The 25,746-nt window shown below is 64.6% G+C and carries 21 protein-coding genes and 5 pseudogenes; 16 read left to right on the top strand and 10 right to left on the bottom strand.

Features of this window, described 5'->3' with window-relative positions; translation table 11 throughout:
• Positions 1-390, bottom strand: coding sequence for a DUF3331 domain-containing protein (locus DM992_RS20935; RefSeq protein WP_111018461.1), 390 nt, complete (start codon positions 388-390; stop codon positions 1-3).
• Between the two features lie 42 nt (positions 391-432).
• A pseudogene (locus tag DM992_RS20930) lies at positions 433-1,732 on the bottom strand (NAD(P)/FAD-dependent oxidoreductase).
• A 149-nt stretch (positions 1,733-1,881) separates the two neighbouring features.
• Between DM992_RS20930 and DM992_RS20925 the strand changes: the two are divergent.
• The gene (locus tag DM992_RS20925; protein ID WP_111018460.1) at positions 1,882-2,535 is read left to right on the top strand and encodes a TetR/AcrR family transcriptional regulator; all 654 of its coding nucleotides are present in this window, start codon (positions 1,882-1,884) and stop codon (positions 2,533-2,535) included.
• A 98-nt stretch (positions 2,536-2,633) separates the two neighbouring features.
• Here the strand turns inward: DM992_RS20925 and soxR are convergent, their stop codons facing one another.
• On the bottom strand, positions 2,634-3,113 hold the full coding sequence (soxR, locus tag DM992_RS20920) for a redox-sensitive transcriptional activator SoxR (RefSeq protein ID WP_111018459.1): 480 nt from the start codon (positions 3,111-3,113) through the stop codon (positions 2,634-2,636).
• An 80-nt stretch (positions 3,114-3,193) separates the two neighbouring features.
• Here soxR and DM992_RS20915 point away from each other — a divergent pair, with 80 nt between their 5' ends.
• The 5 genes from DM992_RS20915 (at position 3,194) to DM992_RS20895 (ending at position 10,528) form a co-directional block, all read left to right on the top strand.
• Positions 3,194-4,360, top strand: a complete 1,167-nt coding sequence (locus DM992_RS20915; protein WP_111018458.1) for an efflux RND transporter periplasmic adaptor subunit — start codon at positions 3,194-3,196, stop codon at positions 4,358-4,360.
• On the top strand, positions 4,360-7,533 hold the full coding sequence (locus DM992_RS20910; RefSeq protein WP_111018457.1) for a multidrug efflux RND transporter permease subunit: 3,174 nt from the start codon (positions 4,360-4,362) through the stop codon (positions 7,531-7,533). Before DM992_RS20915 ends, DM992_RS20910 begins: the two co-directional genes overlap by 1 nt.
• Complete coding sequence (locus DM992_RS20905; RefSeq protein WP_111018456.1) at positions 7,530-9,053, top strand: efflux transporter outer membrane subunit; 1,524 nt, start codon at positions 7,530-7,532, stop codon at positions 9,051-9,053. The genes DM992_RS20910 and DM992_RS20905 overlap by 4 nt, the downstream gene beginning before the upstream one ends.
• A gap of 129 nt (positions 9,054-9,182) precedes the next feature.
• Complete coding sequence (locus DM992_RS20900; protein WP_111018455.1) at positions 9,183-9,638, top strand: MarR family transcriptional regulator; 456 nt, start codon at positions 9,183-9,185, stop codon at positions 9,636-9,638.
• 242 nt (positions 9,639-9,880) lie between these two features.
• The gene (locus DM992_RS20895; protein WP_111018454.1) at positions 9,881-10,528 is read left to right on the top strand and encodes a glutathione binding-like protein; all 648 of its coding nucleotides are present in this window, start codon (positions 9,881-9,883) and stop codon (positions 10,526-10,528) included.
• 280 nt (positions 10,529-10,808) lie between these two features.
• Here DM992_RS20895 and DM992_RS20890 read toward each other — a convergent pair.
• A pseudogene (locus tag DM992_RS20890) lies at positions 10,809-11,006 on the bottom strand (nuclear transport factor 2 family protein); the annotation flags it as partial.
• A 342-nt stretch (positions 11,007-11,348) separates the two neighbouring features.
• Positions 11,349-11,720: a YXWGXW repeat-containing protein gene (locus tag DM992_RS20885; protein ID WP_034180413.1), complete on the bottom strand. Its 372-nt coding sequence runs from the start codon at positions 11,718-11,720 to the stop codon at positions 11,349-11,351.
• Between the two features lie 608 nt (positions 11,721-12,328).
• Here DM992_RS20885 and DM992_RS20875 point away from each other — a divergent pair.
• Positions 12,329-13,429: a porin gene (locus DM992_RS20875; protein WP_111018452.1), complete on the top strand. Its 1,101-nt coding sequence runs from the start codon at positions 12,329-12,331 to the stop codon at positions 13,427-13,429.
• A gap of 177 nt (positions 13,430-13,606) precedes the next feature.
• On the opposite strand, the gene DM992_RS20870 is transcribed toward DM992_RS20875, so the two are convergent.
• A complete protein-coding gene (locus tag DM992_RS20870; protein WP_006486027.1) occupies positions 13,607-14,005 on the bottom strand; it encodes a GreA/GreB family elongation factor in 399 nt (132 codons plus the stop codon).
• Positions 14,006-14,517: 512 nt separating this feature from the next.
• Here DM992_RS20870 and DM992_RS20865 point away from each other — a divergent pair.
• Entirely contained in the window at positions 14,518-14,847 is a 330-nt protein-coding gene (locus DM992_RS20865; protein WP_111018451.1) for a DUF4148 domain-containing protein, read from the top strand.
• 157 nt (positions 14,848-15,004) lie between these two features.
• Here DM992_RS20865 and DM992_RS20860 read toward each other — a convergent pair whose 3' ends face one another.
• Positions 15,005-15,466: a CBS domain-containing protein gene (locus DM992_RS20860; RefSeq protein WP_111018450.1), complete on the bottom strand. Its 462-nt coding sequence runs from the start codon at positions 15,464-15,466 to the stop codon at positions 15,005-15,007.
• A gap of 176 nt (positions 15,467-15,642) precedes the next feature.
• Here DM992_RS20860 and ribA point away from each other — a divergent pair, with 176 nt between their 5' ends.
• From ribA to DM992_RS42805, 4 genes and pseudogenes are all read left to right on the top strand, one after another.
• Positions 15,643-16,293 (top strand): GTP cyclohydrolase II, encoded by a 651-nt coding sequence (ribA, locus tag DM992_RS20855; protein ID WP_034180409.1) that lies wholly within the window; start codon positions 15,643-15,645, stop codon positions 16,291-16,293.
• Positions 16,294-16,514: 221 nt separating this feature from the next.
• Positions 16,515-17,184: pseudogene (locus DM992_RS42815) on the top strand (hypothetical protein); the annotation flags it as partial.
• Positions 17,185-17,234: 50 nt separating this feature from the next.
• Positions 17,235-17,329: pseudogene (locus tag DM992_RS42810) on the top strand (hypothetical protein); the annotation flags it as partial.
• 142 nt (positions 17,330-17,471) lie between these two features.
• Positions 17,472-17,811, top strand: a pseudogene (locus DM992_RS42805) (integrase core domain-containing protein); the annotation flags it as partial.
• A gap of 140 nt (positions 17,812-17,951) precedes the next feature.
• Here DM992_RS42805 and DM992_RS20840 read toward each other — a convergent pair.
• Together DM992_RS20840 and DM992_RS20835 are read right to left on the bottom strand one after the other, a co-directional pair.
• Positions 17,952-19,121, bottom strand: a complete 1,170-nt coding sequence (locus DM992_RS20840) for a porin (protein WP_111018449.1) — start codon at positions 19,119-19,121, stop codon at positions 17,952-17,954.
• Between the two features lie 504 nt (positions 19,122-19,625).
• Entirely contained in the window at positions 19,626-19,931 is a 306-nt protein-coding gene (locus tag DM992_RS20835; protein WP_111018448.1) for a DUF4148 domain-containing protein, read from the bottom strand.
• 847 nt (positions 19,932-20,778) lie between these two features.
• Between DM992_RS20835 and DM992_RS20825 the strand changes: the two genes are divergently transcribed.
• The 3 genes from DM992_RS20825 (at position 20,779) to DM992_RS20815 (ending at position 23,609) form a co-directional block, all read left to right on the top strand.
• On the top strand, positions 20,779-21,456 hold the full coding sequence (locus tag DM992_RS20825; RefSeq protein WP_111018446.1) for a response regulator transcription factor: 678 nt from the start codon (positions 20,779-20,781) through the stop codon (positions 21,454-21,456).
• Positions 21,457-21,535: 79 nt separating this feature from the next.
• A complete protein-coding gene (locus DM992_RS20820; protein WP_239511459.1) occupies positions 21,536-22,867 on the top strand; it encodes a HAMP domain-containing sensor histidine kinase in 1,332 nt (443 codons plus the stop codon).
• A 58-nt stretch (positions 22,868-22,925) separates the two neighbouring features.
• Positions 22,926-23,609 carry a response regulator transcription factor gene (locus tag DM992_RS20815; RefSeq protein WP_111018444.1) on the top strand — a complete coding sequence of 228 codons (684 nt, stop codon included), beginning with the start codon at positions 22,926-22,928 and terminating at the stop codon, positions 23,607-23,609.
• A gap of 306 nt (positions 23,610-23,915) precedes the next feature.
• Here the strand turns inward: DM992_RS20815 and DM992_RS20805 are convergent, their stop codons facing one another.
• Positions 23,916-24,188 carry a DUF4148 domain-containing protein gene (locus DM992_RS20805; RefSeq protein WP_111018442.1) on the bottom strand — a complete coding sequence of 91 codons (273 nt, stop codon included), beginning with the start codon at positions 24,186-24,188 and terminating at the stop codon, positions 23,916-23,918.
• 328 nt (positions 24,189-24,516) lie between these two features.
• Here DM992_RS20805 and DM992_RS20800 point away from each other — a divergent pair, with 328 nt between their 5' ends.
• Positions 24,517-25,692, top strand: a complete 1,176-nt coding sequence (locus DM992_RS20800) for a porin (protein WP_111018441.1) — start codon at positions 24,517-24,519, stop codon at positions 25,690-25,692.
• Positions 25,693-25,746 lie beyond the last annotated feature (54 nt).

The raw sequence follows: 25,746 nt of genomic DNA, 5'->3' as shown, positions 1-25,746 counted from the left end.
TCAAGCGGTGCAGGTTTCGTCGATGCACGCCGCCAGCACCATCGCGGCGGCGTTGCCCGGCGTCGAGCCGAGCAATTGCGGCGCATAGACGCTGGCGCCGATCTCGATCGACCGCCCCGACAGCGCGCAGACGCCGCGCTTGCGCGTCGTGAACAGCCGCCACTTCTGGTAGCCGTAATGCCCGGTGCACGCATCGCACCACGAAATCATCACGGTGTCGGCCGTGGGCCGCTCGAGTACGCTGATGGTCGGCCGGCTCGTCGCGTCCCACGTCGGCAGCCGGTCGCGCGTGACGCCGCGTCGCCGCGGTATGCCCCACGATAAGGACGGCATGTCGAAGCTGCCGATCGCGGCGACGGTCATGAGCCAGGGCGCTGCACTGTCGTTCATGTCTGCTTTCCTCGAAACGTTACGCGACACCGCGACGCGGTATCACGACAGGCGGATGCGCGGCTGCACGCAGCCGTTGATCCGTTCGGCGATCCACAGCAGGGTCGCCTTGGAGAAGCCGTGCAGCGCCTGCTGGTGCCGCCGGTAGAGCATCAGGTGGCTGAACTGCGCGAAACGCCCCTGGATGAAGCCGCCGCGGAAGAACCCGAACTGCCCGAGCGTGCCGAACGCGTCGTAGTCGCTGATCGACACGAGCGCGCCGAAATCGTGGAACGCGAACGGCGGAATCGGCTGGCCGTCGAGCCATGCGGGCAGGTGCTTCGCGAGATGCTCGGCCTGCTGCGTCGCGACCTGCGCGGTCGGCGGCAGCGGCCGTTCGTGGCCGTCGGGCAGCAGGCTCGCGCAATCGCCGATCGCGAATACATGCTCGTCGCTCGTCGCTCGTTGCCTGCAGCGTGGGTCCGACGACGATCTGGTTCGCGCGGTTCGTGTCGAGCCCGCCCAGCGCCTGCAGGAAATCGGGCGCCTTCACGCCGGCCGCCCAGACCATCAAATCTGCTTCGGCAAACGAACCGTCGCCGTAGTGGAAGCCGCTCGCGTCGGCCGACGTGACGCGCGTCGATGTCAGCACCTGAAAGCCGATCTGTTCGAGCCGCCGCTGCGCCGACGCGGAAATTTTCGGCGGAAACGCGGCGAGGATGCGCGGGCCGCTTTCGAGCAGCGTCAGCTGCAGCCGCTCGCGCACCGTCGCGTCGCCATACGCCTGCGCCACTTCCAGCAAGCGGCTCAACTCCGCCGCGAGTTCCACGCCCGTTGCGCCCGCGCCGACGATCGCGACGCGAAACGGCTCGTCGCGCGCGATGCTGCGGAACACGCGCATCCTCAACGCTTCGTTGAAGGTTTCGGCCTGCTGCTGGCTGTCGATGAAGTAGCAGTGCTCGCGCACGCCCGGCACGCCGAAATCGTTCGCCTGGCTGCCGAGCGCGAGGATCAGCACGTCGTATTCGAGTTCGCGGGCCTCGATCACCACATCGCCGTCCTGCGAGCGGATCTCGCCGAGCTGCACGCGGCGGCGCGCACGATCGAGCCCCTTCAGTTCGCCGGGCTGGTACGCGTAGCCGTGGTCGCGTGCATGGGCGAGGAGGATCACCTGTTGCTGCTGGACGTCGCGTGTGCCGGCCGCGATCGTGTGCAGCATCGGCTTCCAGATATGGGTCGAACTGCGGTCGACGACGGTGATCTGCGCACGCCCGGACCGGCCGAGGCGCTCGCCCAGGCGGGTCGCGAGCTGCAGCCCGGCGATCCCGCCGCCGACGATGACGATGCGCGTAGGGGTTGTCATGAATAAATCATCGCGTGATGAATAATGTATGATCCTAGCGCTTCCCGGCTTCGCGTGTCAACGGAGCGGGGGCAGGCAGCCCGGTTTCGCCGACGTGAGACCGGGGCCCGAACACGGGCATTCGAACCATTCAAGGGGAGCAGGAAAACGTGGCTGAAGTCACTGAGCGCGCGCCGTCGAAGCGGCGTACGCGCGGGCGGCCGCTGGCGGATGCGTCCGTCGGTCCGGACGTGATATTGCGGGCCGCGCGCCGCACGTTCGCGAAGCGGGGCTACGACGCGACGAGCGTGCGCGAGGTCGCGCGCGAACTGGGCGTCGACGCGGCGCTGATCGCCCATCATTTCGGGACGAAGGAAACGTTGTGGCTGGCCGTCGTCGAGCAGATCGTCGACCTGGCTACGCCGATGTTCGACGCGCTGCGTGCGTTGCGCACGTCGTCATTGCCGCATCGCGACCGCGTGCGGCGCGCGCTCGAGCTGTGCGTCGATCACGAGTTCGACGAGCCCGACATCGGCATGTTCTTCTCGACCGCGGCGACCGAAGTGGGCATGCGGCTCGACCGGCTGCAGGAGCGGCTCGTGCGGCCGTATCACGAGGTGATGTTTCCGCTGCTGTCGGACGCCGTGCAGGCCGGCGCGATCCGCGCGGTCGATCCGAACGTGCTGTTCTTCATGATCGCGAGCGCGATCGGCACGACGGTGTCGTACAGCCACATGATGCTGGGGTTCACGTCGCTGCCGACGCAGCGGGACGCGTTCAAGCAGGCCGTGCTCGCCGCCGCGCTCAACATCATAGGCGACTGAGCGCCGCGCGCACGATGCGCGCGGTCACGTCGCGGCAACCAGCCCCGGTTCGCTCACAGCGTTCCGCGCGCCATTACGCGCCGTGCCCGGACCATGCATCATTCGATATCCGTAGGCGGCTTGTCGCCGAGCCAGCGCCGCGCGCCGGGCCCGTTGCGGCCCGCGCGGTCTTCAGGGTTGGTCAGCTTGCAGCGCTTCAGCGACAGGCAGCCGCAGCCGATGCATTCGTCGAGGTTGATGTAGAGCCGCTGCAGCTCCTCGATCCGGCTCGCGACGCGCTGCTTCCAGCCGCGCGACAACCGCTGCCAGTCCTTGTTGCTCGGCGCGGTGTCCTCGGGGAGGCTGACGAGCTGCTCGGCGATCTCGTCGAGCGAATAGCCGATCTTCTGCGCGAACACGATGAACGCGATCAGCCGCAGCACCGTGCGCGAATAGTGGCGATGGCTCGAGCCGTTCCGGTGCGACTTGATGAGCCCGCGCGTCTCGTAGAACCGCAGCGTCGACGCCGGCACGCCGCTGCGCGCGGCCACTTCGCGGATCGACATCAGCGGCCATTTCGGTTCTTCCGGGGTACCCATGATCTTCTCCGGGAAAAGCTTGACTTGAAGTTAACTTCAACTTTTATGCTGCGCGGCAGTTTAACCTGTCGTGAGGCATCATGTTCTCCTTACCCCTACGCAGGGCGTCGCCTTTCGGCGCCACTTGCGCACTGCTGCTGGCGTTGTCGGGCTGTCACGACGGCAAAGACGCGTCGTCGGCCCATCCCCTTCCCGAAGTCGGCGTTGCAACCGTCGCGCCGCGCACGGTCCGCCTCGCTGATGAATTCAACGGTCGCGTCGAAGCGGTCGACGCGGTCGAACTGCGGCCGCGCGTAAGCGGCTATCTGCAGCGCGTCGCCTACAAGGAGGGCGATCTCGTCGCGCAGGGCGCGCTGCTGTTCGAGATCGACCCGCGCCCGTACCGGATCGCGCTCGACCGCGCGAACGCGCAGCAGCAGCGGGCCCGCGCGGCCGCGAGCCTCGCGAACGTACAGCTCAAGCGCGTGCAGACGCTGATCGATGCGCATGCGACGTCGCAGGAAGAGCTCGACAACGCGCGCGCCACCGCCGAGCAGGCGCGTGCGGACCTGCAGGCGGCCGACGCGGCAGTTGCCGATGCCAGACTCAATCTCGGCTTCACCGCAGTGCGCGCGCCGATCGCGGGCCGCGTCGGCCGCGCGGTCGCGACGGTCGGCAACCTTGCACGCGCGGACGACACGCTGCTGACAACCGTCGTGTCGCAGGATCCGGTCTACGTGTATTTCGACTGCGACGAGCAGAGCTACCTGCGCTACAACGCGCGGCGGGCCGATCCGAAGCATCGCGCGATCGGCGCCGATCCGGTGCGCGTGGGTCTTGCGAACGAGACGGGTTTCCTGCACGCGGGCACCGTCGACTTTCTCGACAACCGGCTCGACCCGCAAACCGGCACGATCCGCGCGCGCGTGCGGCTGACGAACGCGGACCACACGTTCACGCCGGGCCTGTATGCGCGCGTGCAGCTCGTCAGTGGCCGCGACGAGGATGCGCTGCTCGTCGACGACAAGGCCGTGCTCACCGACCAGGACCGCAAGTACGTGTACGTGATCGGCCCCGGCGACAAGGCGCTGCGGCGCGACGTGACGATCGGCCGCGAGCTCGAGGGCGAGCGGATCGTCGAGAAGGGGCTGCAGGCGGGCGACCGCGTGGTCGTCGACGGCGTGCAGCGGATCTACTATCCGGGCGCTCAGGTGAAGCCGAAGGCGCTGCCCGCGCGCGCCGGCCGCGCAATGACGGGAGACATGTGATGGACTTCTCCCGATTCTTCATCGACCGGCCGATCTTCGCGGTCGTGCTGTCGATCGTCATCTTCGCGATCGGCCTGATCTCGATTCCGATGCTGCCGGCCGGCGAATACCCGGAAGTCGTGCCGCCGAGCGTCGTCGTGCGTGCGACGTACCCGGGCGCAAACCCGAAGGAAATCGCCGAATCGGTCGCCGAACCGCTGGAGGAAGCGATCAACGGCGTCGAAGGCATCATGTACATGAAGTCGGTTGCCGGGTCGGACGGCAGCCTGCAGGTCGTCGTCACGTTCCTGCAGGGCGTCGATCCCGACACGGCCGCCGTGCGCGTGCAGAACCGCGTGAGCCAGGCGCTGTCGCGCCTGCCCGACGAGGTGCGCCAGTACGGCGTGACGACGCAGAAGCAGTCGCCGACGCCGCTGATGTACGTGAGCCTCTACTCGCCGGACAACAGCCGCGACTCGCTGTACCTGCGCAACTACCTGACGCTGCGCGTGAAGGACGAGCTGTCGCGGCTCACCGGCATCGGCGACGTCGGCGTGTACGGGTCGGGCGACTACGCGATGCGGCTGTGGCTCGACCCGAACCGGCTCGCGTCGCGCGGGCTGACCGCGAGCGACGTGATCGCGGCCGTGCGCGAGCAGAACGTGCAGGTGTCGGCAGGCCAGCTCGGCGCGGAGCCGTCGCCGAAGGCGAACGACTTCCTCGTGTCGATCAACGTGCGCGGCCGCCTGCGCACGGTGCAGGAGTTCAGCGACATCGTGCTGCGCAACGGCGACGACGGCCAGGTCGTGAAGCTGTCCGACGTCGCGCGCATCGAGCTCGGCGCGGGCGACTACACGCTGCGCTCGTATTTCAACGACAGGCATTCGGCCGTGGTCGGCATCTTCCTGTCGCCGGGCGCGAACGCGCTCGACGTCGCGAAGGCCGTCTACGCGAAGCTCGACGAACTGTCGAAGCGTTTCCCGCCCGGCGTCGCGTATCGCCCCGTGTGGGATCCGACCGTGTTCGTGCGCGAATCGATCCGCGCGGTGCGGCACACGCTGATCGAGGCCGTCGTGCTGGTCGTGCTCGTCGTGATCCTGTTCCTGCAGACCTGGCGCGCGTCGATCATTCCGCTCGTCGCGGTACCCGTGTCGGTGGTCGGCACGTTTGCGTTTCTCCATCTGCTCGGCTATTCGATCAACACGCTGACGCTGTTCGGGCTCGTGCTCGCGATCGGGATCGTCGTCGACGATGCGATCGTCGTCGTCGAGAACGTCGAGCGCAACATCGCGCAGGGGTTGAGCCCGCGCGATGCCGCGCACCAGGCGATGCGCGAGGTGTCGGGGCCGATCGTCGCGATCGCGCTCGTGCTGTGTGCGGTGTTCGTGCCGATGGCATTCATGTCGGGCGTCACGGGCCAGTTTTATAGGCAGTTCGCCGTGACGATCGCGATCTCGACGGTGATCTCCGCGATCAACTCGCTGACGCTGTCGCCCGCGCTCGCCGCGAAACTGCTGCGCCCGCACGGCGCGCCGAAGGATGCGCTCACGCGCGCGCTCGACCGCGCATTCGGCTGGCTGTTCCATCCGTTCAACCGCTTCTTCGAGCGCAGTTCGGACCGCTATCACGGTGTCGTCGCGCGCACGCTGAAACGGCGCGGCGGGGTGTTCGCGGTGTATGCGGCGCTGCTCGCGGCCACCGCGCTGCTGTTCAACGCGGTGCCGGGCGGCTTCATCCCCGTGCAGGACAAGCTGTACCTGTTCGCGGGCGCGAAGCTGCCGGAAGGCGCGTCGCTCGCGCGCACCAGCGCGGTGACCGAGCAGATGACGAAGATCGCGCTCGGCACCGATGGCGTCGAGATGGTGCCGGCGTTTGCCGGGCTGAATGCGCTGCAGGGTGTGAACACGCCGAACATCACGAACTCGTACGTGATCCTGAAGCCGTTCGACCAGCGTCACCGCAGCGCCGCGCAGATCAACGCGGACCTGAACGCGCGCTTCGCGGCCATCGGCGGCGGCATTACCTATGCGCTGATGCCGCCGCCGATCCAGGGCCTCGGCAACGGCTCCGGCTACTCGCTGTACCTGGAGGATCGCGGCGGGCTCGGCTACGGTGCATTGCAGAACGCGCTTGCCGCGTTCCAGGCCGCGGTCGCGAAGACGCCGGGGATGAGCTACCCCGTCAGCTCGTACCAGGCGAACATCCCGCAGCTCGAGGTGAAGGTCGACCGGCTGAAGGCGAAGGCGCAGGGCGTCGCGCTGACCGATCTGTTCAACACGCTGCAGGTCTATCTCGGCTCGATGTACGTGAACGACTTCAACGTGTTCGGCCGCGTGTATCGGGTGATGGCGCAGGCCGACGCCGGTCACCGGCAGACGTCCGCTGACATCGCGAACCTGCGCACGCGCAATGCGAAGGGCGAAATGGTGCCGATCGGCTCGATGGTGACGGTGGGGCCCGCGTACGGGCCCGACCCGGTCGTCCGCTACAACGGCTATCCGGCCGCCGACCTGATCGGCGACGCCGATCCGAAGGTGATGTCGTCGTCGCAGGCGATCGCGAAGCTCCAGCAGATCGCGACGGAGGTGCTGCCGCCCGGCATCACGCTCGAGTGGACCGACCTCAGCTACCAGCAGGTCACGCAAAGCAACGCGGCGATCGTCGTGTTCCCGCTCGCGGCGATGCTCGTGTTTCTCGTGCTCGCATCGCTGTACGAGAGCTGGACGCTGCCGCTCGCGGTGATCCTGATCGTGCCCGTGTGCATGTGCGCGGCGCTGTTCGGCGTGTGGCTGTCGGGCGGCGACAACAACGTATTCGTGCAGGTTGGTCTGGTCGTGCTGATGGGGCTCGCGTGCAAGAACGCGATCCTGATCGTCGAGTTCGCGCGCGAGCTCGAAATCCAGGGCAAGGGCGTGATCGAAGCCGCGCTCGAGGCGTGCAAGCTGCGACTGCGCCCGATCGTGATGACGTCGGTCGCGTTCATCGCCGGCTCGGTGCCGCTGCTGATCGGCAGCGGCGCGGGCAGCGAAGTGCGCGCGGCCACCGGCGTCACCGTGTTCGCGGGGATGCTGGGTGTCACGCTGTTCGGGCTGTTCCTGACGCCCGTGTTCTATGTGGCGATCCGCAAGCTCGCGGGCGGCACGCCGGCCGTCTGGAGCGAACAGCACGGCACCCTCGAAGGAGAAAACCGATGAGCGCCGCTTTCCGTCTTTCCGCGCTCGCGATCTCGGTGACGCTGGCCGCGTGCGCGGTCGGCCCCGATTTCAAGCGGCCCGACACGGCCACGGCCGCGCGGTTCGCGCGCGATGCGCAGCCGGCGACGCAGCGCGAGGCGTCACCGTCCAATCCGACGTCCGATACGCCGCCCGACGCGTCGGCCGATGCCGATGCCGCGTTCTGGCGCGGCTTCGGCGATCCGGCGCTGACGCAGCTGATCGACACGGCGCTCGCGGCGAACCAGGACCTGCAGGTCGCCGTGTCGCGCTACGACGCGTCGAACGCGCTGCTGTCGCAGGCGACGTTCGACCGCTATCCGACGCTCACCGCGAGCGGCCGGATCGGCCATCAACTGACGAGCAGGGACCAGGCGTTCGGTGCGCCGCGCAGCCAGCGCGATACGCCGATATCCAGCGTCGGGATCAATGCGGCATGGGAACTCGACCTGTTCGGCCGGGTGCGCCGCTCGATCGAGTCGCAGCGTGCGGAAACGGCTGCGAGCGCGGCGGACGTGCGCGCGGTGCGTGTCGCGATCGCCGGCGAGGTCGCGAGCACGTACGTCGATCTGCGCGGCTCGCAGGAGCGGCTGCGAATCGCGCGCGACAACGCCGACAACCAGAAGCAGACGCTCGCGCTGATCAATGCGCGCGTCGGCGCGGGGCGCGGTTCCGAACTCGATGCGGCGCGTGCGCGGGCGCAGTACGAATCGACGACGTCGCGGATTGCCGTGTACGAAGCCGCGATCGGCGTCGACGAGCACCGGCTCGCGGTGTTGACCGGGCAGACGCCGGGTGCGCTGATCGGCCGGTTCGATCTCCCGAAGGCCGTCGCTTCGGCGGTCACACCCGTGCCGCTGCCGGCGCTTGCCGCCGACATCGATCCCGGCACGCCGGGCGACCTGCTGCGCCGGCGCCCCGATGTCGCGGCCGCCGAGGCGCGGCTGCACGCGGCGACCGCGCGCGTCGGCGTCGCGACGGCCGACCTGTTTCCGCGCTTCACGCTGTCGGGGTTGCTCGGCAGCGCGACGAGCAGCTACGGTTTTTTTCGCGCTGGCAGCGACACGAACCTGATCGCGCTCGGCATCGACTGGTCGTTCCTCGACGTCGGCCGCGTGCGCGCACGGATCGCCGCGAGCGACGCGGAAGCAGCCGGCCAGCTCGCGCAGTACCGGCAGACCGTGCTCGGTGCGCTGGAGGAAACGGAGAACGCGCTGCTGCGCGTCGCACGCACGCGTGACGAGACAACGCACCTCGTGCGTGCCGCGGACGACAGCGCGCGCGCCGCGCAGCTCGCGCAGACGCGCTTCTCGGCCGGCGCGATCGACTACTACGAAGTGCTCGACGCGCAACGAACGCTGCTGCAGGCGCAGGATGCGGCGGCCGACGCACGCACGCGCAGCGCGGCATCGACGGTCGCGCTGTACAAGGCGCTCGCGGGCGGCTGGCCGTCGGGAACGGCGCAGCGCGCGCAAGGCCCGCTCGCGCAGTCGGGGCAGTAGCGCGGGCAGGGCGGCGCGGCCGGCCGGAACGGTCGTGCCTGCCGCGCGGAGCACGACTATATGTGGAGGGGAACCGTATCGAGGTAAGATTTAATTGCAACTGCAATTAAACGAAGGGAACGACCTGACATGAGCGCCCCCGAACCGGATCTGTGGTTCTCGTTCGTCCGCGCGCACCGGACGATGATTCGCGAGATCGAGCGCCGCCTCACGGATGCCGGCCTGCCCGCGTATGCGTGGTACGACGCGTTGTGGGGGCTCGAAAGCGGGCCCGACGGCGCGCGCCGCATGCACGAACTGGCCGACGTGCTCGTGATCGAGCGCTACAACCTCACGCGGCTCGTCGATAGGCTCGAACAGGAGGGGCTCGTCACGCGCTCCCGTTCGGCCGACGACGGCCGCGCCGCGTACGCGAGCATCACCGACAAGGGGCGGGCACTGCGCAAGAAGATGTGGAAGGTGTACCAGTCGACAGTCTCGGAACTTTTTCTCGGGCAGTTCGCCGGCAAGGAGCAGGTGGCGTTGGCCGCCGCGCTCGATCGCGCGACCGCCGCGGCGCGTGAAGCGACGGCCGACGCGAAGTAGCGTCGGCCGGCTCGCGCGTCGGCCGCGCGCATGCTGGTGCATCGCCGGTGCGACTCGCACCGAACGGCCGGATTTGCGTGACCATGCTCGCCGCCGCGCGCCGGCCTGCCCGGCCTGCCCGGATTGCATGGTCTGCATATCCCTCCTTCGAGTGCTGACATGTACCGGAGGCCCGGGTCCTGGCATAGGATTGCAATTGCAACGATTGTAGTTGCAACGATAACCGGATGACAAGGACCGACATGACATCGACGCACTCCCTCACGTTCTATACGGCCGACACGCCGAACGGGCACAAGATCGCGATCTATCTGGAAGAGGCCGGGCTCGCGCACGACCTTGTGCATGTGAACCTGTCCGCCGGCGAGCAGCGCAGCCCGGCGTTTCTCGCGATCAACCCGAACGGCAAGATTCCGGCGATCGTCGACCACGACACCGGGCTGGCCGTGTTCGAATCCGGCGCGATCCTCGGCTATCTCGCCGCGAAGACGGGCTGTCTGCATCCCGAAACGCTGGCCGAGCGTACGGCGGTCCAGCAATGGCTGCACTTCCAGATCGGCGGGATCGGGCCGATGCTCGGCCAGCTCTGGTGGTTCCTGCATGCATCGAAGACTGACAATGCGGAAGCGATCGCTCGCTACCGGAACGAAGCGCGGCGCCTCTATGGGGTCGTGAACGGCCGATTGTCGGAATCGGCGTATCTCGCATCGTCGCGATACTCGATCGCTGACATCGCCGCGTTTCCGTGGTTGCGCTCGGCGGCCGAGCTCGATCTCGACGTTGCCGATTACCCGCACGTCGAGCGCTGGCTCGCCGACATCGCCGCGCGGCCAGCCGTTCAGCGGGGCTTGGTCGCCTGCCGCGCGCCGGCCGCAACGCCGACGCACTGACGGATGCAGCGCCCGCGCCGCACGGGCGGCGCGGGAACCGGCCGGCCGCCCGCCCGGAAACACGGTTCTCCTTCGCCGTAAACGTCTCGAATGCGTGATGTTTGTGCCGCTCGACAACTTCGCGGGCGGGCTAGACCTGAGCGTGCCGGTGTCGCTGACGGTCGGCAGGGATGCTGTACATCGTGCTGCTGACGCTGTATCGGAAACCGGACGGCGTGTACGGCCCGCATGGGGGCCGTTTCGTGCGCGCATCGTTGCACGCGGCGCGCGGGCCAGAGCGTCAGAACATCGTGTTCTGGTTCGCGACCGTTTCGGGCACCGGCTGGATCACGTCCCTGTGCTCGACGAGCTTGCCGTCCTTCACGCGGAAGATGTCGACGACCGCTTTGCCTCGATCGTCCGGACGCTCGGTCGCATGCACGTGCAGATAAACGAGATCGCCGTCGGTCGCGCTGCGGACGATGCGCGCACGCGATGCGCTTGCGACACGGCGCCCCGATAATGGGCCTCGCATCGGGGCGACCGAAACATTCGGGCGTCTGTCGCGCGGCATGCGATGTGCACGACAAGAGCGTGGCAGGAATCCGGTCGATGCATTAAGACGTGCCGGAGATCGGCGGGCATGTTGCATATCGACGTTGCCTGATTGGACGTCCAGGCATCGGCTCTGGCGGTCGGGATCGGTCCGGAGAAGGGGCGAGTTGCGCAGCAGTCGCAGTGCGCCTGTCGGGCACCCATGAAACCGGAGCCGAACGGCGCGGGTTCGCACGCCGTCCGGCTCCGGGGCCTGGGCTGCCACGGGCTGGAGCCGAGCCACCGCCTACCGCCACGAACCGTCGACGTAGACCCACACTTGTCCCTGGCGACGCCAGTAGCCGGGCACCCAGCGACGTCCGGGGCGTCGCGCGACCCAGCGGCCGGACACCCATATATAGCGGCCGCGCTGCCAGCGCCAGTAGCCGTCGGTCCATATATAGCCGTGCGGCCGTGGCGGCGGCGGGCGGCGGTCGTGCCGGGCCGCCGGCGGCCCGAAGCCCGGGCGGTCGTCATAAGGCGGCCCGCCGGGAACGCGGTTCGGGCCGGACGGCCGGTACACCGGCGGTGCGGGCTGGGCCGAGGCGGCGCGGAGCCAGCCGGTGCCGACGAAGGCGGCAGTCAATCCGATGGCGCGCAGCAACGAGCGTCTATTCATGGCGTGTCCCTGTTCTGTATTGGAGGCTGCCTCACATTAGCGCGTGGGTACGGCGGCCGGGTTACGCGGGCGGTTAAGGCTGTTACCGCGTGTCACGGTACGGGCTGGGCTGCCAGTCGGTGGAGATCGACCTTCCGTTTCTGCGGACTGACAGGCGGACATCGCCCGCTGCACGGGCGTCGCTCCCTGTTTACTGGTCGACCGACACGCTTTAGACGATCGAAGCCCGGCACTTGAGGCTGAAGCAGGTAAAAATTGCCGATTTTGGGTGTTCAACCGAACCAGTTTGTTGTTTCTATGCAACCGTCAAGACGGCGACATGAAAGAATGGTGCGATGAAAGCCTCCAAAAAGCCCCCGTCAAGAAGTCAAAAACAGGCATAAAAACAAATACTTATAATGCTACCCCGCTTTCATTATTTCTAGTTCTGGAAAAGCTTATTTCTTTATTTGCGGATCGCGCCCCTAGGGTACACCCCTAAACTCACGGTTCCCAAACGGGCAACTATCCGGGCGCGGCCAGCAGGACCGATGGCGTTCCCGGGCGGTTGAGACCGTTTATGAAACAAGGTCGCGAGACCTGCCTCTTTTTAGAAGGGAGCTCCACGAATGAACAAGACTCTGATCGTTGCAGCAGCTGCAGCATCGTTCGCTACCGTCGCTCACGCGCAAAGCAGCGTCACGCTGTACGGCGTGCTGGACGCAGGCATCACCTACCAAAGCAACGTCCAGAACGCAGCCGGCCAAGGCAAGTCGCTGTGGTCGATGGGTTCGGGCATTGACCAGAGCCGTTTCGGCCTGCGTGGCTCGGAAGACCTCGGTGGTGGCCTGAAGGCAATCTTCACGTTGGAAAGCGGCTTCAACATCGGTAACGGCAAGTTCGCGAACGGCAACGGCGGCATGTTCAACCGTCAAGCGTTTGTCGGCCTGTCGAGCCAGTACGGCACGGTCACGCTGGGCAAGCAGTACGACGCAACGCAAGACTACCTGGCGCCGCTGACGGCAACGGGTTCGTGGGGCGGCACGTACTTCGCGCACCCGCTGAACAATGACCGTCTGAGCACGAACGGCGACGTCGCGCTGAACAACACGGTCAAGTACACGAGCGCGAACTACGCTGGCCTGCAATTCGGCGGCACGTACTCGTTCTCGAACAACACGAACTTCGGCAACAACCGTGCATACAGCGGCGGCGCGTCGTACCAGTTCCAAGGCCTGAAGCTGGGTGCAGCATACTCGCAAGCGAACATCGGTTCCGTGGCTAACCCGTCGGGCGCAGTCAACGCGTTCGCCGCTCAAGGCCGTAACCGCACGTTCGGTGCAGCTGCAGCATACGCATTCGGCCCGGCGCAAGTCGGTGCAGCATGGACGCAATCGCGTCTGGACAACCAAGCGAACGGCGGCGGCTCGCTGCGCGCTGACAACTACGAAGTCAACGCAAAGTACAACCTGACGCCGGCTCTCGGCCTGGGTGCTGCTTACACGTACACGAACGCGAAGGTTGACGGCACCAGCGCGCACTGGAACCAGTTCGGTCTGCAAGCTGACTACGCTCTGTCGAAGCGCACGGACGTGTACGCACAAGCTGTGTACCAACGTGCGTCGAAGAACGCCGGCGGCGCTTCGATCTACAACGGCGACGTCACGACGGCTCCGAGCTCGTCGATCAACCAAACCGCAGCAACGGTTGGTCTGCGTCACCGCTTCTAAGCGTGACGGCTGGGTAACCAGCTTCGCAGCTTCAAAAAAGGCGCCTTCGGGCGCCTTTTTTTCGTCCGCGAATTGCGATGACGACAATCCGGATCGTCCGGACGTAAAAAAGCGAGGTCTGTGCCTCGCTTTTTCGTTCGGTGCCCGTTGCGGCGCGGCACTTGCCGGCCGGTGGCGTCAGCGCGTGTATTCGCCGTTGGCTTCCGGCTGGAACACGATCGCGGCGACCTTCATCAGCTTTTCGGCGCCGCTCGGCTGCATCACCTTGACCATCTGGCCGCGCTGCGTACCCAGCAGCGCCATGCCGACGGGCGAGAAGACGTTCAGGCGGCCGAGCTCGAGATTGGCGGCGTCCGGATAAACAATTGTCCAGGTGGCCTGTTCCTGGGTCGCTTCGTCGAGCAGCGTGATCTGCGAGTTCATCGTGACGACGTTCGCCTTGATGGCGTCGGGCTGGACGATGTCGGCGCGTTCGAGCAGCGTATCGAGCATCGTCTGGAATCGCGGGTTGTGCTCGGCGTGCTTCTCGAGGCGAGCGACGTCGAGTTCAGTCAACTGGTAAAGGCGTTGTTTCATGGCAGTTCTCCAAATGATCGGCAGGGGCAGGCGTGGCGTGCCTATGAGGATCGCCCGGAGCCTGTCTGACCTGGCTCCGGGAGGAGACCGAGCCGTCAGATCAGGCGCCGGGCAGGGGCGAGCGGCGCCTGGGCCGTGCGTCGAGCGAGTGGATGCGCCGGATGGCCGGCGCGTGCGCGCGCGCCGGCCGGGCCGGACAGCGAAACCGAGAGTGGCGTGAGCGCGTACATGGTGGATGGAATATCGACTGGCGAATAAAACCTTACGATTTTACAACACAACCTTCGGGATATGTGATCCGGCTGTTGGCGTTTCGTCAGCGATTGTTGTGCGGATGAAGTAAGTGGCAATGCGCTAGTCCATAAACAGTCGGCGATATTTTCCAAAATCGCAACGCTGTATGTTCAAACCAAGGGTTTTCCCTCGGGGTGGCGCGAACTACACTGGATTCAATCGCTTCAGACAGTCCTGCCGAGGCGACGTCAAAACAGAACATATTCCGGAGGTAAATCATGAAGTCGATCATCTACGCAGCCATCGCCGCATCCGTCCTTGCCACCCCGATCGCATCGTTTGCGCAGTCCGACCAAGGGCTGACCCGCGACCAGGTCAAGGCCGAACTCGTACAACTCGAACAGAACGGCTACAAGCCGCTGGCGAGCGATTCGCAATATCCGAGCGATATCCAGGCGGCCGAACAACGGATCCAGCCGAACCAGCCGATGCTCGCGCAGGCAGATACGAGCGGCTACGGTGCGGTGGCGACGGGTGCCGGACAAGCAGGCCGCCGCATGTCGCGGGAAGCGCCGAATCCCGTGAACTCGGTCTACTTCGGCAACTAAGCGAACGTCCCCGGTCTGCCCGAGCGCACCACTTAATCGACGAAACGCGCGCCATCCGCGCGCGTCGTTCGCCCGCAGGAGCAGAACCTCCGTCGCCGCATCCCGGCGGCTTTCCGCCCAGACGCTTGCGCGTTTGGGCCTTTTTTGCTGGAGCGGGTCAGACGGACGTCACCGCGGGCGTGCCGTGGATATAGTGTTCGAGCTGGCTGATCGTGAACTGCTGATCGGCAATCACGCTCTTCACGAGGTCGCCGATCGAGATGAGGCCGATCAGCTTGCCGCCGTCGAGGACAGGCAGGTGGCGCATCCGGTGCTCGGTCATCAGCGCCATGCATTCGTCGGTGGACTGCGACGGTTCGACGTAGCGCACCTTCGCCGTCATGATTTCCTCGACGCGGGTGGCTTTCGATGAACGGTCTTGCAGGACGATCTTGCGCGCGTAGTCGCGCTCGGTGACGATGCCTGCGATGTCGTCGCCGTCCACGACCAGCAAAGCGCCGATGCCTTTTTCCGCCATCAGCTTGATGGCGTCATAGACGAGGTCGGTCTTCTTGACGGTGTAGATGGTGCGGCCCGAATCCGGCTTGGCCTTGAGAATCTGCGCGACAGTCGTGCTCATTCGCTTTCTCCGTGTGCAGGTCGATGCAGGGAAGGCAGGCGTGATGCGCGTCACCCGATGGGCCCAGTATAGCCGGGCAGGCGGCGGCAGTCGCGTGACGTTTCCAGATTAGCGGTAAACTCCCGTCACGCACTATCCACACAACTCCTACATTCCTGAACGTTTCGATTGAATTCATGATGTCTTTGCGTCCCCAATCGCCCACGCCGGGCAATGGCCAGGCCGACGAGTGCGTGACGCTCGTCGCCACTGCGTCGCTGCCTACGCGCTACGGTACGTTCACGTCATACGCATTCCGCGTATCGGGCAGCGATGCCGAACATCTCGCGCTCGTGATGGGCGACGTGACCGGCGAGCAGTCCGTGCTGACGCGGCTGCATTCCGAATGCCTGACCGGCGACGTGTTCGGCTCGTACCGCTGCGATTGCGGCGAGCAGCTCGATCTCGCGTTGCGCTACATCGCGGCCGAAGACCGCGGCGTGCTGCTGTATCTGCGCGGCCATGAGGGGCGCGGGATCGGCCTGAGCAACAAGATCCGCGCATACGCGCTGCAGGAGCAGGGGCGCGACACCGTCGAGGCGAACCTCGACCTTGGCCTGCCCGACGACGCCCGCGAATACGACTCGGCCGCCGCGATCCTCCGGATCCTCGGCGTGACGTCGGTGCGACTGATGAGCAACAACCCGAAGAAGTTCGACACGCTCGCGAAGCACGGCATTCCCGTCTGTGAGCGCGTGGCTCTCGCGGTGCCCGTGCGCGAGGAAAACGAGCGTTATATCCGTACGAAGCAGACGAAATTCGGGCATTACTTCGAAGAAAACGAATAGCGGAAATTTCGGGTTTGTCCAGGTTCGTCCGAATCGATCCGCTGATGTCTGTAAGGTATTGAATTTTAAGGATTATGTTGCAATTTCCGGTGCCTCGATTAACGACTTGGCGCTTGTCTCCGCGTGCCTAAGCCTGTTGCTTCAGCGTAGGTTGATGTGGTGTAGCACAGAAAACCTACGCCGAGGGAAGAACGCGGTTCGATGCGCGTGTCGCGGCCAAAATGCTGAGTGGCGAGCAGCTGACCTTTGAGGGATTTCCGGGGTTACGCCTTCAGGCGTCGACGGGCCGCAAGCCGTGGGCGTATCGTTACAAGTCGCCGGTCGACGGCCGCATGCGACAGGTATTCAAGGCGATGTTGGGGCCCATTTCGGACGTGAGCGCAGCGACCATCACGCACGCCCAAGCATTCGACCTACTCGACTCATATCGGTCTACGCCTATGCTTGCGGCGCGCCTTCGTATGAAGCTTGGCTGCGCCTGGCACTACGCACTTGATGCCGGGCGCCTTCCTGAAAATACGCCGAACTGGTGGAGGGAAGTTCTAAGAGGGCGATTGAAGAGCAAAGGGCGCAAGGTCGAGGGGAAATACACGGGGACACAGAAACGGGTGCTCTCGATAGACGAACCCGGTACATTGATCCGGTGGTTGCCGAATTTTTAGTTTGACTGTTGCCGACGCGTTGACACTGTACCTTTGGACTGGCACGAGAGGCGGCGAGATCGTCGCCAGGGAGAACACTGAGATCGCGGAGGAAGCCGATGGTCTCTGGTGGACGATCCCGAAGCATAAGACTAAAGGGCTGCATAACGAGAGAGCAACGGATCTGCGCGTGCCGCTCATAGGCCGCGCCGAGGTCGTTGTGCGACGACGCCTCGATCAGGCCAAGGGAACTGACCCTAGCCCACAAAACTGTCCCATTTTGAAGTGGAAAATTCCGGCATGACGTTGTCATCAAGACCAGGAGGTCATGCCGTGAAGAAGAGCAAGTTCACCGAGGAGCAGATTGCATACGCATTGAAGCAGGCGGAGTTGGGCACGCCGGTCGCGGAGGTGTGTCGCAAGATGGGGATCAGCGATGCGACGTTTTCGTGCTGTCAAAAAATGCATGGTCCACCCCGCCTTTGCAAGGCGAGCGTTGTCGCCGCACTGACCCGGCTTGCGCAGCATCGTCCGCTTCCGCGCTATATCAAGGCAGACTATGGCAGCGAATTCATTTCGAAGGTGCTCGACAAATGGGCGTACGAGAATGGCGTGGAGATTGACTTCTCGCGCCCTGGCAAGCCGACCGACAATGCGAAGAATGAATCTTCAACGGACGCTTCCGGGAGGAATGCCTCAACGCACATTGGTTCTTGTCTCTCGAGGATGCCAGACGCAAGATCGAAGTCTGGCGCGAGTCTATAACGAGGCGCGTCCTCACTCTGCGCTGCAATGGATGACGCCGGCGGAATTCGCCCGCCAGTGCGCCGCCCGGGCCGCTTCAGCCCATCCCGAAGAGCCGGAATTTTCCAATTAAGACCGGGACGGAAATTGGGCCAGCCTCAGGGATTTTGGTCCACTTTGTGTTGTGCCAGCGGCCGATTCGCATTAAATCATGATCCCCCCGGTGGCCGTACCGAAGCCGCTTAGCGCGGCTTCGGTACGGGAGTCTGGTGGTTAGAAGCGATGCAACATGCCCATGCGATAAACCATCTGGTTGGGTCCTGACGACGCTCCGGCCGACGCGTCCACAATCTGTGCTTCGTCAAAGCTGGTCCCGGTATGAGCGCTGACGACATGCTGCCAAGCACCTTGCAGATACAGCGAAGTGCGTTTGCTCAGGTCATAGTCGAGCATCAGGCCGATCTGGTGCCACTTGGGGACATATTTCGTGTCGGACGTGTACAGATGTGCCATGGTAAAAGTGTAGGCCGCTCCCAGCCAGAGGGCGTGAGTGAAGTAGTACTGAGCGTTGATTTCGAAGTTATCGAATTTCCACGCATTCCACGTCGCGCCATTCTGCAGGGTGGTATTGTCCATCCATGCATTGCCGACGGGGTTATAGACATCGACATGGGACCACGCGGCGCCGACTAGTACGTGGGTAAACTGGTAAGAAGCCGCTACGCCGATGTCCTGCTGCGACGACCCGTTGAAGAGGTCGCCACTGTTGACCGCGCCACCAGCCGCAAGCCCCGGATTATTGAGCTTCAGATAGGACGCCGCCGCAGTCAGGTTGCCGTTCTGGTAGTTCAGCGTGGCTCCCCAGACGCGATTGTTCGAGAATCCGCCGGGCTGGTTGCTGAAGCCGTACATCGCTTCCGCAGTGAGTCCACGGTATGTCGGGGTCACATACTTGACGGCATTGTTGACGCGGAAATCCCAGTCCGTATTGTCGTTATCGAATGGGTGGGTATTGATGTCGCCCGCCCAGTTTCCGGCCGCCGTGATACCGCCAAAGCCGAGTGCGTCGACGCTGGTATCGTACTGGCGTCCGAGCGTGAGCGTGCCATACCGTGAAGACGACAGGCCCACGAGCGCTTGACGGCCGAACATGCTCGAATCCTGACCCAGCTTTCCACTGTTCACGTTGAAGCCGTTTTCGAGCTGAAAGATGGCCTTGTCGCCGCCACCAAGATCTTCACTGCCTTTCAAGCCCCATCGGCTGCCGAATGTGTCTCCGCTCGACATCTGCCATGCGCCATGACCGCCTGCGTTGCTCGTGAAGTTAAGGCCTTCGTCTATCAGGCCGTATAGCGTGACGCTCTGCTGTGCGTGCGCCGCACCTGCGAGCAGGAGTGCCGGCGCGAATGCGAACCAGGATAATTTCATCGCTTGGCGTTTCATTTAGTTCCTCTGATGGTGTGATTGGGTAGTCAGCGCTGGATGGCGCTGACTTCGGTGTTGTCCCGAAGTGTGATCTCAGCGGACGAGGCAGTGTAGGCAGAGGGAAAAGCGGTCGCCGCAACGTGCATGGAAAGACTATCTTTCAGTATTCGAAAGTGTCATGCGCCGATAGATGTCACGCGGAAAGGTATTGCGCTGTTGAGTCGCATGGCTATCGAACGCTTCGCAATGTGTTGTTTTCTATTTTTCGCTGGTTGACATGATGATTTAATTCGCGTGAAACGTCGATATACCGGAAAGCGAATTCACGCCGTTATCCGACGGTCACTGTTGACGAAGCGAGTCGTGAAGCAAGAAATCGGTTCTTCCGAAGCAGAATTCCGGAGCAAAGCGCGTGAGGAAGCGGTAGCGCGTGCTGTCAACGATCGGGTCGGATTAACCCAAAAAAACGCGCGCGGCCACGAGGCTCGCGCGCGAAGTCGGAGAACGGTTGCCGGGGACGATTCAGTTACCGCTCGACGCGACGGTATTGGCTGCCCCGGCACAATCGTGCTGGTACTTCTGCATCAGGCGCGTCTGTGCCGAATCGATATCGTCGGGATAGCTGCTCTCGTCTCCGGACGACGGGTTGTAGCCGACGGACTCCAGCTCGTTCAGTTCGTTGACGAGCTGCCGGTGGGAGACTGGGCCGTTCGTATGCACGAACGGATAGTCATGGCATTGCGCCGACGTGAGCTTCGTCTCGGCATGCGCGGAGACGCTCAATGCAAGCATGGCGGCGCAGACGAGGTAACGGACGGGATGATTCATCTTCGGCTCCTGGATAGCGGTGGGTAGAGGCCGTACGGCAGGATGCCTGCGTCGGCCGCGAGACGAAGATTAGGCATAGCGGACTATCTAAACGGCAGCGCGATGATGAAACATGTTTTAGGCAAGCCCGGATCGGGCCATGCACTGGCTGCCGAATGCGTTGAAAGTTAAAGAATCCTTCATGCGCGTGTTCCCGAATGGTTAGGCGCAGCGGCGTATCGTCGACCGATGGATCAATCGATGCCGCGCGCCGCGCGGTGCGTACTGGGGTAATGCAATGAAATCAAGGGTCGTGATGGCTGGACTGGTCGCGCTTGTGTGTGCGTCGCTACCGGCGTTCGCGAAGGTGCAGGGAACAGGACTCGCGATCGCCGATGTGACGCTCGCGCACGTGAAAGCCGAACATAGGGATCGTGCGATCGATGCCGCACGTGATCTTGCATCGCATCGCGCGGACAGATCGGGAACACAATCGCACCAGGGCTGATTGCGCGTTGCGGCTCTCGGTACGCAGCTGGTCGCAGCGGCTGGCGTGCGCCGAAGGCCGCGATACGGCATCGTGTCGCAAGGACCGCATGCGGGGCCGTTCCCGACCTCCGTTGCAATGGCACGCCAGCCAGGGCTGACGACGGCCCGCGCGCGATGCCGCCCGACATGAAACTTTCTTCATGAAGCCGATGCGCATCTTTTACGCGTGCACGTATAAGCTCTAAACGAGCGCGTTCGACCGTCAGGTATCGAAGCGCATACGTCCCTTCGATGAAGACGAGAATCGTACATGGCATCATCAGCTTCCCCGGATAACGAGCCCGCCGTGCCTAACAAGCTGCCCGAGGACAGTGCGGCCATGGCGCACGTACTCACGATCGAAGACGACGAAATCACCGCGAACGAAATAGTCAGGGAGCTGAAGGGGCGCGGCTTTACGGTTGAATGGGCGGCGAACGGGCGCGATGGCATGGCCCGCGCGCTCGGCAACGAGTTCGACGTGATCACGCTCGACCGAATGCTGCCGGTTGTCGATGGCCTCACGATCCTGACCACGATGCGCAGCGTCGGCGTGCGCACACCCGTGCTGATGCTGAGCGCGCTCGGCGATGTCGATGAACGGGTCCGCGGGCTGCGCGCGGGGGGGGACGACTACCTGACCAAACCGTTCGATCCCGAGGAAATGGCCGCGCGCCTGGAGGTGCTGCTGCGCCGGAGCCAGGCCGCGCCGGCCGCGTTCGACACGATGCTGGTCGTCGGCCCCCTCAAGCTCGACCTGATCTCGCGCAAGGTGTTTCGCGACGGCGAAGAAATCGTGTTGTTGCCGACCGAGTACCGCGTGCTCGAATACATGATGCGCAATGCCGGGCAAACCATTACGCGGACGATGTTGTTCGAGGCCGTATGGGGCTATCACTTCGATCCCGGCACGAACCTGATCGAAGTGCACATGGGCCGGTTGCGCAGGAAGATCGATCCACCCGATGCGAAGCAGATGATCCAGACGGTACGCGGTGCGGGGTATCGCCTTGGCTGAGTCGGCTACCGCTGCGTCCGTCGCGCATCACGTCCAGCCGGAACCCACGCGACGCTGGTACTCGAGTACGTTTCGGCTCGTGTCGGTCTATGCCGTCACGTTCTCCGTGTCGGTCATGCTGCTGCTCGGTTTCATCGCATCGGTGATCACGCACGACATGGAGAGGGAAACCGACACGGTGATCGATTGGCAGATGATCTACTTCGATTCGATACAGGACGACCAGCTTCCCGCTGCGATCCGGCACCGGATCGAGCACGAGCGGATGCATACCAACTACTACGGACTCTTCACCGCGGACGGCAGGCATATTGCCGGCGATGTACTGGCGTTGCCCGCCGGCATACGGCCGAACCGCAACGGCGTGACGCTCGATCACACGATGCCGATCGAGGGAGACCAGGTGCCGCCGGTCGTCCGCGCGATGGCGGAGCGGCGTGCAAACGGCTACGTGCTGGTGCTCGGACGCGACCTCACGCACATCCTGCGAATCCGCGCGGGGATCATCCAGGCGCTGGTCGGCGGCGGGCTGCTCTGCCTTGGCGCGGGCATCGTGGGCGGCTTGATTCTCAGCGTGCGGCAAATGCGGCGTCTGAAGGAGGTCCGGCGTATCACGCAGTGTATTGCGCAGGGCGACCTCGGCCAGCGGCTGCCAGTCGGCGGACACGACGAGATCGATCTGCTGTCCCATCTCGTCAACCATATGCTCGAGGAGATCGAGCGGCTGATGAACGAGGTAAAGGGTGTCTGCGACGGCATCGCGCATGACTTGCGGACACCGCTCGCACACGTGCACACGCTGCTCGCGCAGGCGGCGCAGCGTGCGGCGCGGTTCGACGATGCCGTGCTGGCGAGTCTCGTTTCGCGTGCGCGCAACGAAACCGACGTGTTGCTCAGTCGTTTCCGGGCGATGCTGCGTATCGCCGAAATCGGTTCCTTGAAGCGGCGAGGCGGATTTGCGGAGCTGTCGCTGGAGGATTTGGTCATGGACGTCGGGCAGTTGTTCGAACCGCTCGCGGACAGTCGCGCGATCCACTTCGTGCAGTCCGTCGAGCCGGTGGCGCGGATTCACGGCGATCGCGCACTCTTGTTCGAGGCGCTGAGCAACTTGCTCGACAATGCGCTCAAGTACACGACGTCGGGCGATACGGTACGCCTTGAACTTCATGACACGCCGTCCGGTCCGCGCATCGACGTGATCGACAACGGCCCGGGCATCGCAGCCGACGAGCGCGAGGCGGTGCTGCGGTATCGGTACCGCAGCCACCGTACCGGGCATCTCGCCGGGGCCGGGCTCGGCCTGAGTATTGTGTCGACGGTCGTCAACGTGCACGATTTCACGCTGCGGATAGGCAATGCCGAGCCCGGCACGCGCGTGACGATCGAATGCTGGCCGAGGTCGCTGGGATGATGGCCGTCCGGACGAGGCGGCATGTGCTTGCGTATTTCAGCCACGAGGCCGGTTGACGATGCGCATCCTGCTCGTGACTTCGCCGCATCCGGAGGCGGCGTGGCTGCACAAGGCGCTGCAGGAAAGCGGGCACAGCGTGCAGCGCGCCGACGATCTGCGCGACGGCCTGTTCCTCGCCTCGCAGGAGGCTTTCGACGCGATCGTCGCGACAGCGTTCGAGCCCGGCAGCGATGCCGCGCTGATTGCGATGCTGCCGCGTTTCGTTGCCGACGGCGGCGGCGCCGCGCTCGTGGTGTTGATCGGCGAGGCGTCGGCGCGCGAACGCATACATGTGCTGCGCGCGGGCGCCGATGCGTGTTTGTGCGCGCCTTATTCGTTCATCGAGCTGCACGAACGCCTGCAGGCGTTGCAGCGGCTGGCCGGGCCGCGCGATGCGGACCGTCCGATCGCGAGGGCGTCCGCGTTCGAGACACTGGCGCGCGAACTCAAGGACGGCAAGCTGCGCCTCGCCGTGACGCGGCGGGAATTCCTGTTGCTCGAATGCCTGATGCGCCATCCCAACGCGCCGGTGCCGCGCGACCAATTGATCCGGTATGTATGGCAGGACAAGGAGGATGTCGATCCATCGAGCGTCAATCTCGTGGTGTCGCGGCTGCGCCGTAAGCTCGCGCGGCATCTGCCCGACTTCCGAATCGATACGGTGAGCCGTTACGGCTACCAGGTGACGCTGCCGGACGCATGAACGCGCGGTTCCGGCCGCGCAACGAACATGACGGGCGCCCTGCCGGCGGCAGCGCGCCCGTCATGCGTTTACGAGCCGAAGAATGGCACGCAGAAGTCGGGCGGCCCGACACAATCGCCGGGGCCGTCGGGCTGCACGGAGGCACAGCCGGACAACACGACGCCTGCAGCAATCGCGAGAAGCGTGAGGCCGGCCGAACGAGCGAGTGACGAAGCTTCATGGATGGCGAGCAATTCGCTGAGCACGCGGCGTCGCCGCTGGCGGCGCGTGAGCCGGGCACCGCGCCCGGCCGCACGGTCGCGCGCATCAATGCGCATAGAGCGTGGAGTTCAGGTACTTGAGCTGTCCGTCCTGTTCGGCGTGTACGAGTTCGGCACGGACCTCGGCGCGCGTCTTCTCGTGGATCGGCTGGCCGTAAGGCGGCACCCACTGGCCGGCAGCCTGAGTGCCGGGCCCGCCGTCCTTGGTGGCGGCCGGGGACATCTGCATCGGTTGGCCGGCGGTCAGTGCAAACGCGGGAACGGACAGCGTGCCGATTGCGGCGAGCATGGCGGTGGCGACGATATTAACGGTTTTCATGTTTGGAGTCCTCATGATGATTGACTGGGTATCTCCCCTGGCGCGGCGTGTCGGTAACGGCGTCGCGCACGGGTTGACGACAGCATAGAGGAGGGGCGTTAGCGGATCGGCATACGCAACGTGAAAAGAAATTCATGCACCGGCGCGAATTCGCGGGGACGTGAAACCGGTATGTCGTAACGGTGAAGAAGGTTTCATTTTTCGGGCCGTTTCGATAACGGCGCTGTCATGCCCGCTGCCTAAATTGTGCGCCATCGCATCGCAAACGAGCGGCCATGTCGCACGGGCCGGCGATGCGAGCAGACCGATCCACTCTAACGAAACCATCATGAAGAAATATGTGGCAATTCCGGCAGCGGTCGCATGCCTGCTTGCGAGCGCGGCGCATGCGCAGAGCAGCGTTACGCTGTATGGCACGATCGACGCGGGCCTGGACTACATCAGCAACCAGAAATCGGCCGCAGGCGCGGGGCCCGTCTACGGTGTCCAGAGCGGCAACGTCAGCACGTCGCGCTGGGGGCTGCGCGGCAACGAGGATCTCGGCGGCGGCCTGGCCGCCGTGTTCACCCTTGAGAACGGCTTCAACGTAGCGAACGGCAAGTTCGGCAACGGCGGCGACGAGTTCGGCCGCCAGGCGTGGGCCGGCCTCGCGAGCCGCCAGTGGGGCATGGTTACGCTTGGCCGCCAGTACGATTTCCTGGTTGACTTCGTCGCGCCGCTGTCGGCCACGGGGTCGGGGTTCGGCGGCAACCTCGCCGATCATCCGTACGACAACGACAACCTCGCCAACGACACGCGGATGAACAACGCGGTGAAGTTCCGCAGTACCGACTACGGCGGCTTCACGTTCGGCGGCGCGTACGGCTTCAGCAATCAGGGCGGCGGGTTCAGCAACAACAACGCATACAGCGTCGGCGCGCAGTATGTGAACGGCCCGGTCGACCTCGCCGCTGCGTACCTGCAGTCGAACCAGCCGGGCGGTGTCGACGCGCCGCAGAACGCCGGCGGCTCGCTGAGCAGTTCGGATGGCGATGCGATGCTGGCCGGCGGCCGCTGGCGCACGTTCGGCGCCGGCGCGCACTATGCGTTCGACCATGCCGCGATCGGCTTCGTTTACACCAGAACGATCCTGAACGACCCGCGCGAACTGTCGCAGGGCGGCGCGTATGGCCGCGTGAACGGCCAGTTGCTGACCTTCAGCAACTACGAACTGAATGCGCGCTATTTCCTGACGCCGGCCTTCTCGCTGGGCGGCTCCTATACGTTCACGCAGGGTCGCTTCGACGATGCGGGCCGCAGCGTCGCGCCGAAGTGGAACCAGTTCATGCTTCAGGCCGACTATGCGCTGTCGCGCCGCACCGACCTCTATCTGGAAGGCGTGTACCAGCGCGTGACGGGCGCGGACGGCGTCGCGGTGCTCGGCAACGCTGGGATCTTCAACCTGGCAGCATCAGGCAACGATCGTCAGGCCGTGGTCGCGGCCGGCATCCGTCACAAGTTCTGAGCCGCCGGACTGACGTAAAAAAACGGCACCCGTCATCGCGATGGGTGCCTTGAA

This window comes from Burkholderia sp. JP2-270, assembly GCF_003233675.1.
GTDB lineage: Bacteria > Pseudomonadota > Gammaproteobacteria > Burkholderiales > Burkholderiaceae > Burkholderia > Burkholderia pyrrocinia_C.
The sequence above is the reverse complement of the archived record's forward strand: the minus strand, read 5'-3'. Positions and strand labels throughout refer to the sequence as shown.